Genomic DNA, 12207 nt, shown 5'->3' with positions numbered 1-12207 from the left:
ATGTCTAAATACGCGCTTATTCCCGGCTTGATGCTGGCTGTAGGGACCTTTTCGGCCTCTGCGGATACCATCCTTGGTGCTTATATTGGTATTGAGGGCTGGGATGTCTCCCCAACTGGAAAGTTTGGTAGCAGCAAAGATAACCAACAAACATTTGATTTTGGGGATGAAACACCTGCTTCATTTTATGTCGCGATTGAGCATCTACTACCGATGATCCCGAATGTCCGCGTGACATATCAAGATCTGGATTATACAGGGAAAACAACACTGACCAATACGTTCATATTTGGGGGAACGACCTACGCGGTCAACTCAAACCTTCTATCTGAAACCAACATTGGTGGTTTCGATACAGATTTATATTACGAGCTATTTGATAATGACCTTATCTCCTTGGATTTAGGGATGAGCGTGAAATACGTTGATGGTGACATTACCGTAAAAAACGTCGATAGCCCAGCACAGCAAAGTAAAGAAACATTCGATGGCTTCTTGCCGATGCTCTATGCGCGCGCTGAATTTGGTATTCCGGGAACTGGACTCTCCATTTTTGGTGAAGGCAATTACATCACAATCAGCGATAATACAGCCTCAGATTACACATTGGCACTCGCTTATGAGTTCGTCGATACACCCGCTGTCGATATCACAGGATACCTGGGCTATCGTCGATTCAATTTAGATTTAGAAGACATTGATAAGGTGGTTGTCAATATCAATATGGATGGTTTATATGGTGGAGTCGTCTTCCATTTTTAATCATTATTTACTGCTGGCTTAGTCATTTAAGTCAGCATTTTCACGATTCATATGATACATACTCAATCTTGATTGATTATGCTGCGGATGTAATCTAATGAATATGATACCCCTTCCCTAGTGCTTGTTTGAGTGCATCAAAATAACTACCAGACGGGGTTACCGACATCAGCCTTGCAAGCTCATTTCCTGACTGTGTGAGTTTATAATAGGTCATCACTGTTTTTGGACGTTTAGGCTGAAGGGGAAGGTAGTTGCCTGCATAGACCAAAGTAAGCGGCTGATCTGGAGTGGCTTCGCCGGATTCAATTTCAGCATGATGAACCAAGTCGATATCCATTAGGCTTAACAACTGTGGATAGCTCAAACCATATTTGCTCAGGTTGATCAGTTCCCGCTGGCTCATCCCAAATATATTCAATAATGAGGGTTTGCAATAAAAACCCGAGATGATCCGAGAGCCGCTATCCTGATCTGTTCGGCAACTCAATTGAACAGCAGATTGAAAAGCCTGCGCCTCTTTCAACGTCATTTTTCGCAATATTTGCAGTGATTTATAAGAGAATGTCCCCGGTTGCGTAATTTCTCCTGCAAGGATTTTCCCCCAAAGCTCCTGCATTATTTTGGTACTAATATTCTCCGCCATTTCGGTAAAGCTATAGAACCAATCAGGATCAACATCCTGCTCCGAAACATGGGGTGGGCAAAATTCAATGGCAAGCGCAAGGATAACTTCTAAATTTCGTTGCTTACGCAGTGCAATCACATGACGTCGTTTTCGGGCTCGTTGATCAAGGCTTAATCCATCGGCATCTTCTACAGCATCAATTTGGAGGCCGAGGTTGGCAAACAAGCGGGTATATTTTGCTTTGGCATTTGCGGACTTCATCGAACCAGTCGATTTATCCTTTCCATCCTGCCGAGATGTTTTGGCCGGGCGTTGCGGCTCGGTGGCACGATTCGTTTTGTTGCTACTCAGCGGAACGACTGTACTCGAAACAGAAGGGACAACTTTCGCCATAATCAATACCTGTTTTCGATTGCATGACGGGCCAAACGATCAACCATACCAGGTGCGATTATTTTTAATATCCGCCCTAATTTACCGCGAAGAGATGGGATCGCAAGTCGTTTCTCTTCATGAATCGCATCCACCATGAAGAAAGCAAATTCTTCTGCCGTCATAATTTTATCTTCCGTCATTGGAGAGTCGCCTAAAGCAACCCCTTTTCCATCCAAAGCACGTTTATGAATTTCCGATCGTACAAAATCTGGCGCAATATTCACAACACTCACACCAGTATCCATTAATTCTATCCTCAGCGCGTCAAAGAACCCTATCATCGCATGCTTTGTTGCACAATATGCACTTCGCGTCGGAACGCCCGTCAAGCCTGCAAGGCTGCTCACTGCTACAATCATCCCCTGCCTTTGCTTTATGTAAGGTAATGCAAAGTGAGTACAACAGACAGCCCCCATGACATTGACCCGGTACAGGTCATCAAATATCGATAAATCTTCAATATCTTCGAATAGTGACCACATGGTCATACCCGCATTGTTTACCAGAATATCTATTTGACCAAAGTGTTCTACTGTTGATTCGATTAAATTTTGACAATGTTGCTGCCGAGTCACATCTGTGACAGTACATATTGCTTCACCACCTAAAGACTCCAGCTCCGATTTTAACGATTGCAGCCGTTCCTGATTTCTTGCAGCCAACGATATTTTTGCACCTTCTTTTATCGCTTCCAAACAAAATGCACGACCGATCCCTTCTGAAGCGCCGGTGACAATGATCACTTTATCTTTCAAATTCATATGAGCCTTGACTGCATTATTTTTATTCGAATTGCTGTGTTCCTGTTCTACCAGAAGGGGCTGTTTTTATCCAGCAATATATAGAACTCATCGGCGACTATCAGCAAAAATCAAGTCGTTTTACTCATGAATTTATCCCTTCTTCATGCCTGAATATTAGGCTGTCTTCATCGTTTTGGACTATAAATTAATAACGTAGCAAGTCAGCCAAAATAGATATTAAGCCTTCGGAGTATCTGCAGGTCTCTATGACGAATAACGAAGAAAACGACGAGCTTTTATTCATTGACGAAGACGACGAAGAAGAGCTGGAGGAAAATTCCGGCTCCACTGACGTCTGGCAAATTTTAATTGTCGATGATGACAAAGAAATCCATACAGTCACACAGCTTGCATTGTCCGACCTGAGTGTGTTCGGTCGTGACTTGGAGTTTCTTCATGCCTATTCAGGGATGGAAGCGAAAAAACTGATTCAGGAATATAAGGACATTGCCGTCATTCTGTTAGATGTCGTGATGGAGTCCGATGATGCAGGTTTGAAAGTCGCCAGGGATATCCGCGAAGAAATGAAGCTGGATGATGTACGGATCGTGTTACGAACAGGTCAGCCTGGGTTCGCTCCAGAAGAAAGCGTAATCAAAGATTATGACATCAATGATTATAAAACAAAGACAGAGCTGACTCGCGGCAAACTCGTTGCCACACTCATTTCGTCTATCCGCTCCTTTCAGCAAATCCGCACGATCAAACAACATAAATCGGATCTCGAATATATCATCGATGCGGTGAATCACATTATGGCCCAGCGTGATGTTGCCAGTTTTTCTCAGGCAGTCATCAAAGCAATCTCTGGATTTCTTGATCTATGTGGTGAAGGGGTTGTTTGCGCGGAAGTCCCCGTTGATGCAGCCTCAAAGGATAAGAAAATTGCCATCGTTGTCGGTGCTAGCAATACACAGCAGGAGCTCATTGGGCAAAAACTCACGGATTTAGATAACGGCCGGATCATTCAGAAAGTCACTGACTTTTTCAGTACAAAAGAAATGCTCATCGATGAGTATGATATTGTAATACCCATTTGCATTCGGGGCTACGAAGCTGTTGTTTATCTGCCTGGTAAAGGGGAACAAATCGAATTAGATGAGCAGATGTTGAATATTTTCATCAGCAATATTGCAACTGCTTACGCAAGTGTGAACTTGATGAAAGAACTCAAGTACGCAGCTTTTCGCGATTGGCTCACAAAACTTCCAAATCGAACTGAATTTATCAATCTACTTGATCAATACGTCACATCAAAACTCGAAGGCGATATCGTTGCGCTCATTGATATTGACCAATTCTCCGATATCAATGATGGATTAGGACAGGATGTCGGAAATCTACTGTTAATTTCTGTTTCTGAACGACTTCAAGAAGAGCTGGGTGACCAGACAGTCATTGCAAGAATTGGTGCCGATGTCTTTGGCGTCATTGGTCATGATACTGAGATCACTCCTGAGAATATTTTCCGGATTTTTGAAACCCCCTTCCGAGCTGGTGAACACTCCATTCCTATCAAAGTTACGCTTGGGCTTTGTAGAAAATTGCAAACCTCAAACTCAGGCCTCGTGATCTTAAAACAAGCCAATATCTCTTTGAATCGTGCAAAGAAATCGATTCAGGAGAGACACGAATACTATTTGCCGGAAATGGAAGAGCAAACCACTTGGCGTCTTGGGATCATCCGCCAACTACGAACTGATTTTGAAAGTCGTCGACTCGAGGTCTGGTATCAGCCCCAGCTGTCTTTCGAAACAGGGGAAGTTGACGGGATGGAAGCCCTCCTTCGCTGGCCCGTCGGTGATGGAGACTACATCTCACCTGCGACTTTTATTCCACTCGCTGAATATTCTGGACTGATCGTCGATATCGGTGCTTGGGTCCTCGAACGCTCCTTAGAAGATACGAAAAAGTTGGATGATGAGGGATTTCCTGGGCTACAAGTTGCCGTGAATGTATCCATGCCACAGTTCAGAAACCTCAGCTTTGTGGATAATGTCAAAGAAACCATCATGATGTCTGGCTTGCCCCCCACACAGGTTGAACTGGAAATCACAGAGTCTTTGGTGATGGATGATCCGAAAATGGTCATTGACTCATTACTCAAAATCAAAGAGCTTGGTGTGAAAGTCGCCATTGATGACTTTGGGACTGGCTTCTCCAGCTTAAGTTATCTCCAGCAATTACCCCTGGATCGTATTAAAGTGGACCGCGCATTTGTGAGTGCCAGTGATGATGAGCAAGGTGCTGCAATTGTTGAAACCATTCTGCATCTTGGGAAAAAGCTCAAACTCAACACGCTTGCTGAAGGCATCGAAACACCAGAGCAAGAAGCTTTCTTAAAAAGCTTAGGTTGTGATGATGCACAAGGGTTTTACTACGCAAAACCGATGCCATATTCAGAGCTTGTTACCTATCTAAAATCGAAGTAAATAACTTTCACTTCAAACGATTCATATTTAAATCTCCAATGAAAGTTCATGACATCGTCACATCTATTGGCTAATCTTTATGCAGCTTGGAAATACTCTAAGCCTATGATTTTAATCAAATAAGATAACAGGAACAAAACAAAAAGCGAAGGATTAACTATGAAAAAACCTCTGGTATGGTGGATGTTAGGGCTTACAAACATAGTCGTACAATCTCAATTAGAAGCTTCGGTTTTTATCTCTGAATATGTTGAAGGAAGTGCACTCAATAAAGCCATAGAAATCTACAATCCAACCGAAGAAACCATCAACCTCTCCCAATATAAAATCCAAATGTACTTTAATGGTCAAAACCACCCTCAGCGCACGATCCAGCTCCGTGGTATGGTCGACTCGCATCAAACATTTGTTCTGGCCAATAGTGACGCATCCGAAGCGATACTTCGTGTTGCGCAACAAACGGATGAGGAGTCTTGGTTTAATGGTGATGATGCGATTATTCTTACGCATCAAGGACAGATCGTTGATCGCTTTGGCACAATTGGCGTTGACCCAGGAGACGCTTGGTCAAGTGGCGGTATATACACCAAAGATAGAACGTTGCGCCGCCATCAGGGTATTCAGACAGGTGACCTAAATGCCCATGCTCCTTTTTACCCTGATCATACCTGGGATATGTTTGCAAAGAATGATTTTTCAGGGCTTGGCAAACATAACACAAACGATGATCCGGACACTCCAGACTTGCCTGAGCCCACTTGTGGCGAACCAGTCGTTCGCATTCATGAAATCCAGGGTAATCAGTTACGCAGTCCAATGCTTGGTCAACGTGTAGATGTTGAGGCAATCGTCTCTGCATTATATTTAGGGGATGATAAGCTGAATGGTTTTTTTATTCAGGAAAAAACGGGCAATCAGGATACAGACTCATCGACTTCAGAGGGACTTTTTGTGTATACGACAACCCAGCAGCCACAACTGCAAATTGGGGACCATGTCCGTGTAAGAGGGCGTATAGCCGAATTTAAATCCGAAACGCAACTTTCCCAGGTAGAGTCCATCAACATATGTGATCAAGGGCATTCAATCACACCAACTTTCCTTCCTCTCCCTTTTGCTCATCCGCTTGAAATCGAAGCATTGGAAGGTATGCTTATCACCAACCAACACCCGTGGATCGTGAATCATACCTATCGGCTTGGTTTCAGTGGTCAACTTACTCTGGGTTCTGAACGCTTAATGCAGCCCACTGAAATCGCATTGCCTGGTGAAGAAGCGAACCGCATCAAAAAAGAAAATGAACACCGTCAGATCGTGCTCAATGATGGAAGCAAATCACGCTTCCCTTCCTATATTCCTTTCCCCCTGCCAGGATTAAGTAGTGACAATACCGTTCGTTCTGGCGATACAGTGACCAGTTTAATAGGTATCCTCGGCCAATTTGATCAATATCAAATCCATCCGATTGAGACAGTACATTTCACTCAAACAAATCCAAGACCACGTCCTTTAGAAAAAGGAGATGCCTATCGTATCGGTGTCCTCAATGTGCAAAACTATTTTAATGGCAACGGACAAGGTGGTGGTTTTCCAACACCGCGTGGGGCCTCTACTCCTCAAGAGCTGGCACGACAGACTGAAAAATTGATCAACAGTATTTGGGACTCTGAATCAGCATTGGTCGGCCTCGTCGAAATTGAAAACGATGGCTTTGGAGAACACAGCGCAATTGCTGACTTCACTCACCGATTCAATCAACGAACCAATCAAACGTTCCAATTCGTCCGGCCTCAAGGACTAAATCGAATTGGCGATGATGCCATCACCGTCGCACTTCTCTATAACACACAAATCTTTGATGAAGTCGGTCAGGCTAAAGTCCTTCATACATTCCCATTCGATTATCATAACCGCCAACCACTCGCTCAAAGCTTTAAAAACCTGCTCACAGGTGAGATTTTTACGGTTGCTGTCAATCACTTCAAATCAAAACGCTGTAACAATCCGACAGGCCAAGATAGGGATCAACAAGATGGTCAAGGATGCTGGAATGCAACGAGAACAACTGCAGCAAAAACACTTGCCGCATGGCTCAATACTTACCCTACAGGGATCCAAGATGAAGATATCTTGATCATAGGTGATCTGAATGCCTATAGCATGGAAGATCCTGTACGTGCGATTGAGTCATCTGGTTATAACAATCTACTCAAACGCGATAAAGAAGCGAACAACTATACCTATATTTATGATGGTTATGCTGGTGCGTTAGATCATGCACTTGCAACCCATTCTCTTGCAGAAAAAATTAATCGGATATCCGTCTGGCACACCAATAGTGATGAGCCTCGTGTCTTAGATTACAACCTTGAAAATAAAACACCAAGCCAACAACAAGACTATTATTCCGAAGGGCCGTTCCGTGCCGCTGATCACGATATGATCTTGCTGGATATGGCACGAAAAGTTGTTCCTTATCAGCAAATCAATCCGAAGCTTTGGTCATTCTTCCGACCATGGCGACATTATTCCATTCAAATCCCAGAAGGAGCGACATTATTTGAGGTCTCTATTGCAGGAGGTATCGGTGATGCTGATCTGTATATTCGACATGAAGCAATCCCATCACACCAAGACTTTGACTGCCGCCCTTATTTATGGGGGAACAATGAACAATGTTTAATCCAAAACCCAAAGCCTGGGCTTTGGCATATCGCACTACATAATGCCTTCCCCTACTTTGGCACCGATATCACAATCCAATATCAGTAACTCACCTCAGGCACCCCTTATCGGGTGCCTGAGACTATTCAATTAACGACCAAGCATACGTTTCAATGTTCTATCTTTCATGATGACATGATGCCAAAGCGCTCCAGCAACATGAAGTATCAAAACACCCGCAAGTACATAGCCCGCAATGTAGTGCGTCGTATGTGCAAAACTAGCCAAGGTTTCATTCACTGGGCGCATATCTTGTGGTACAGCATCAATGAGACTCATCCCAAAGAATGGCACACCATAACCACCTGCTGCCGACCCAACCATGCCTGATACAGGTAAGATCACTGTACTTGCAAGCAATAAGTAATGCACAACTTTAGCTGCTATCACTTTGAGGTTATCCATGGGTGCCACTGGCTCTGGAAACCCTTTTTTCATTCGCCAAGCAATTCGTGCAAGTGCAAGCGGCAAAATAAGAACACCTAAAGACTTATGTAGACTGTAAAGGTCATAGCGTTCGTTCCAAGTCATAAAGAAACCAATGGCCATGATGCCAATCATCAATGAGCCAACACTCCAGTGCATAAGAATAGATGTCTTCGATAATTTTTTTGCAGAACTAATTTGTTGTTCCGACTCCTGATGTTGTGTCTCGACGAGAGATGTCATTATTTTTTCCTTTAACTCAGTGAATTTTTCACGATAATACTTCTTTATCCTGATAATTCCCTGAAAGGATCAATCAGCATTTCATCAGGAAAAAAAGTTACAATGCGCTTCCTGGGAGATTTATGAATGAAAATTTTACTCGTTGAAGACGATCCAATCATTGCGGATGCAATCCAAACACGATTCCAACAAGACGCACAACAGATGGACCATGCGGCTTCTGGTAGTCAGGCATTGCATGCGGTCCGGATCCAGGAATATGCCCTGATCATTCTGGATTTAGGATTGCCTGATATGAGTGGTTTCCAGGTGCTCAATGAAATCAGAAATCAAAAAGTCGAAACACCTGTTTTAGTGCTTACAGCACGGGATGCGTCCTATGATAAAGTTCGCGGTTTGGATTTAGGTGCAGATGATTATGTAGTCAAACCGTTTGATTTAGAAGAATTACTTGCACGCGTCCGTGCATTGATCCGTCGGAGTATGGGTCGTGCAGCACCAATCCTCACTTATGGTGAGGTCACCATTGATCCAGCAAGTAAAATCATTACGTACCAAAATAAGCCTGTTAATTTACCAGTGACCCAGTACAAACTTTTGCATTATCTGGTTGAAAATAAAGGTCATGTCAAAACGAAGAAGCAACTCATTGACGCCTTATATAACTGGGATGAATATATTGAAGAGAATACAATCGAAGTTTACGTCTCACAAATTCGTAAAAAGTTAAGTCCATCCGTAATCAGAACAATTCGCGGGATTGGTTACCTCACACCAAAGGTACCTGAATGACCTCCCTTCAACGTCGCCTTGTCACTCGAATCGCTCTCATCATCGGTGTTGCCTGGTTGGTCGCACTTGTGTGCGCAAAGTTTCTGGTCTGGAAAGAAACCAGAAAGATGTATTTCCACCATGCCCGGATCATCGCGATCAATATTCTGGATACGATGAAAATGGCAAGAGAGCTTGGGGATGACGACTATCAGGCATGTCCGAATCATTCAGATCGATTCATTTTTGTCCGCCGTGGCAATCAAACCCTTTATAAAACAGCAAACAGTCCACAGCTTTACTTTTTTACAAAAAACACGGTCTTTACAGATGAAAAAACTGGCGAAAAGTGGCTCGTCAGCTCCGCCACTGACGACGAAACACAAACAACGGTTTGGGTTGGTCTAAAGGATTCTGAGCGAAAGCTGGCTGTGAGATTTCTCATTGCCGCTTTATTCTTCGTCTTATTACTCATTTTCAGTTTTGCCATTATCGTAATGTATTATGGCGTTCGAACGGGTTTAAAACCCTTGGATGAGCTGGCACAAAGAATTGATAAGCTGAATATGAAACAGCGTCATCAACTCCCCTGCGATAATGTTCCGCAAGAAATCAAGCCGATGGTCCAGGCGATCAATGACCTGATGGATCGACTGAGTGATAGCCTTGCGAAAGAGCGCGTATTCTTAGATTCAGCAGCACATGAGTTACGCACACCGATCACGGCTTTAAAAGCGCAAGTTCAATCGTATATCGCCTCTGATGCCTATCAGCCATCACCAGCGATAAAACAAATTGAGCAAGCAACGCTCCGTGTCGAACTGCTCACAACGCAACTCCTCGATTGGGCACGTGTGCAATCAAACCACTGTCAGCGTAAACAATCCGTCGATGTCACTGAGGTGATCCGTCAGGTGCTCGGGGATTTGATCTCCCATGAATTACTCGATATGAATCGAACACAGATTTCTATTGTCCCAGAAGAGACTTTTATCGTCACCGCGGATCCCAGCCAGTTAGAAATCATTATCCGAAATCTCATCGAAAATGCATTACGCTACAACGATAAAGCAACGATCCAAATCAACATGCGATGTGAATTGCAAGGCAGCAATTTTCTGTTCATTGTTGAAGATAATGGGCCAGGTATTGAAAAAACGCACTTAGAATATGTCACACAACACTTTTATCGTGTCAGTCCAAATGATCAGAAAGGGACTGGCCTCGGTCTCGGTATCGTGTCTGAGATCATTGAATCGAATCGAGGGAAATTGATTTTAGAGAAAAGCGAACACCTTGAAGGACTTTCAGCAACCGTATTCCTTCCAAGGTAATATTTATCAATCCGGAGAGCCATCTTTGATACATTGAAAGCACATCATTCAAAAGTAACTCTTACCATGCAAAAAGTCATGGAATGTCCGATGCATCACACTTCTCCACTGCTTTTTTTTGCAGCGCCTTTTTTTGAAGTACTTATTTTCGTTTCAGGTTTTAAGTGTTTTTGGATATACATGCGTTCATCTGCTTGAGAGATAAGTTCATGTGGTTTTAGAAAACTTAGCGGTCCTGTTTGAGCTATACCAACCGTCACATCAACAGCCTCATGAAGTAAATGTATTTCTTTTTTGAGCCTTTCAACGTAAATATCTTGTGCATGTTTTTCTGTACAATTCGGCATTACAACACAAAATTCATCCCCTCCATAACGAAAGCAATGATCGTCTTCACGTGAAACATTGAGCATCGCAACACCTACAGCCCTTAGGATTTCGTCTCCTATTTGGTGGCCATGTGTATCATTGAATGCTTTAAAATCATCCACATCCATATAGACAAGCGTAATTGGCTCCGATCTTCTCTCCGCTGCTCTGAGACATTTCGTGAGCGTTTCGTCTAAGTAACGGACATTAATTAGTCCAGTGAGCATATCAACGCGTGCTATTTCCTCTAATTCCTGAGTCCTTTGCTTTACTTTTTCTTCCAATTCTTGCGCATAGCGCTCAGACTTTTCTTTTGACATTTCTATTTCGGAAAGCATGCTACGAATATAGGTCTCAAAGACTAACGTCACATCAAACATAAAGACTTTTTCTAAAGACTGTATCAGTGTGCCTTTTTCTACTGTGAGCTTACTTCTTGCGAACAATTCATAGATCAATGTCTTCAAAGCATAAATGGCTGAAAGATATAGAGTTGGCTCTACTCCAATCCGTTTATGAACAAGACCAATCCTCAGCCGATTATTCACATACTCAATATCATAGACACCACTAAACAGATCGATAATGTAATTTTTCTGAGCAGACTTTAACCGACCCAGTGTATCAATATCACCAATGATCAGAGATATTTCAGGGATGTTTGTCTGAATTTTATAAAAATCTTCAACGATAGTTTCTAAATTCTTATCAACGAGGTCTTGATGCTTTTTTAGATTCATGCAATCCGTTTCGGTAATACCGAATAGTGCTTTACGATGTTCAATTTCAAATTCGGTGATCCGAAGTTGTTCTAATAAGGTCTGTTCGGTTTGCTTGATCATCTTTGTCTTAGGAAGTTATTTTCAAACAAAAATCAAATTACGTACCCAATTATAAACCAACCTGCTTGTTTATTTGTTTAAAACAGCTGTAGTCAGGCGCTAAATCAATTGAGATAGCTTTTCTTCAATTCATATCAGTTGAGAGCTATAGTCAAATCTGGTGTATGACATGATCATGCAGCATCCTGTTGATCATCCGACGTTACTTTTTCTCCATCCTTGAATTCGATCCCTGCAATGACATCCGCTAGAAGGCGGTAGCCTCTCAATCGACGCCATTTATTTTGTGCGGTTACCAGCAGCTTATAAGCCATCGCCAGTGTCGTTTTTCGACTGCCACCATGCTTACTTTTCGTGGTTCTTAAACGAACCGTCGCAAACACGGACTCGATTGGATTTGTCGTTCGAATATGTTGCCAGTGCTCCGCTGGAAAGTCG

At 43.0% G+C, this 12207-nt stretch carries 10 protein-coding genes; 5 read left to right on the top strand and 5 right to left on the bottom strand.

Annotated features, from left to right (window positions below; translation table 11 throughout):
* Positions 1 to 762 carry a TIGR04219 family outer membrane beta-barrel protein gene (locus C505_RS0118905; RefSeq protein WP_018694209.1) on the top strand — a complete coding sequence of 254 codons (762 nt, stop codon included), beginning with the start codon at positions 1 to 3 and terminating at the stop codon, positions 760 to 762.
* Positions 763 to 856: 94 nt separating this feature from the next.
* Here C505_RS0118905 and C505_RS22960 read toward each other — a convergent pair whose 3' ends face one another.
* Both C505_RS22960 and C505_RS0118895 read right to left on the bottom strand, forming a co-directional pair.
* Entirely contained in the window at positions 857 to 1783 is a 927-nt protein-coding gene (locus C505_RS22960; RefSeq protein ID WP_018694208.1) for a TIGR03899 family protein, read from the bottom strand.
* Positions 1784 to 1785: 2 nt separating this feature from the next.
* A complete protein-coding gene (locus tag C505_RS0118895; RefSeq protein ID WP_018694207.1) occupies positions 1786 to 2586 on the bottom strand; it encodes an SDR family oxidoreductase in 801 nt (266 codons plus the stop codon).
* A 248-nt stretch (positions 2587 to 2834) separates the two neighbouring features.
* On the opposite strand from C505_RS0118895, the gene C505_RS0118890 reads away from it, so the two are divergent.
* Both C505_RS0118890 and C505_RS0118885 read left to right on the top strand, forming a co-directional pair.
* Complete coding sequence (locus tag C505_RS0118890; protein ID WP_018694206.1) at positions 2835 to 5060, top strand: bifunctional diguanylate cyclase/phosphodiesterase; 2226 nt, start codon at positions 2835 to 2837, stop codon at positions 5058 to 5060.
* 159 nt (positions 5061 to 5219) lie between these two features.
* Positions 5220 to 7832 carry an ExeM/NucH family extracellular endonuclease gene (locus C505_RS0118885; RefSeq protein WP_040440319.1) on the top strand — a complete coding sequence of 871 codons (2613 nt, stop codon included), beginning with the start codon at positions 5220 to 5222 and terminating at the stop codon, positions 7830 to 7832.
* A 42-nt stretch (positions 7833 to 7874) separates the two neighbouring features.
* Here C505_RS0118885 and C505_RS0118880 read toward each other — a convergent pair whose 3' ends face one another.
* Positions 7875 to 8453, bottom strand: coding sequence for a cytochrome b (locus C505_RS0118880; protein ID WP_018694204.1), 579 nt, complete (start codon positions 8451 to 8453; stop codon positions 7875 to 7877).
* Between the two features lie 126 nt (positions 8454 to 8579).
* Here C505_RS0118880 and C505_RS0118875 point away from each other — a divergent pair, with 126 nt between their 5' ends.
* Positions 8580 to 9245, top strand: a complete 666-nt coding sequence (locus tag C505_RS0118875; protein ID WP_018694203.1) for a response regulator transcription factor — start codon at positions 8580 to 8582, stop codon at positions 9243 to 9245.
* Positions 9242 to 10558, top strand: coding sequence for a sensor histidine kinase (locus C505_RS0118870; protein ID WP_018694202.1), 1317 nt, complete (start codon positions 9242 to 9244; stop codon positions 10556 to 10558). The genes C505_RS0118875 and C505_RS0118870 overlap by 4 nt, the downstream gene beginning before the upstream one ends.
* Positions 10559 to 10653: 95 nt before the next feature.
* On the opposite strand, the gene C505_RS0118865 is transcribed toward C505_RS0118870, so the two are convergent.
* On the bottom strand, positions 10654 to 11769 hold the full coding sequence (locus tag C505_RS0118865; RefSeq protein WP_018694201.1) for a GGDEF domain-containing protein: 1116 nt from the start codon (positions 11767 to 11769) through the stop codon (positions 10654 to 10656).
* Positions 11770 to 11942: 173 nt separating this feature from the next.
* Positions 11943 to 12207: transposase (locus tag C505_RS22955; RefSeq protein WP_018694200.1), on the bottom strand; the 265-nt coding region annotated here is incomplete at its 5' end.

This window comes from Algicola sagamiensis DSM 14643 (assembly GCF_000374485.1).
Lineage (GTDB): Bacteria > Pseudomonadota > Gammaproteobacteria > Enterobacterales > Alteromonadaceae > Algicola > Algicola sagamiensis.
The sequence above is the reverse complement of the archived record's forward strand: the minus strand, read 5'-3'. Positions and strand labels throughout refer to the sequence as shown.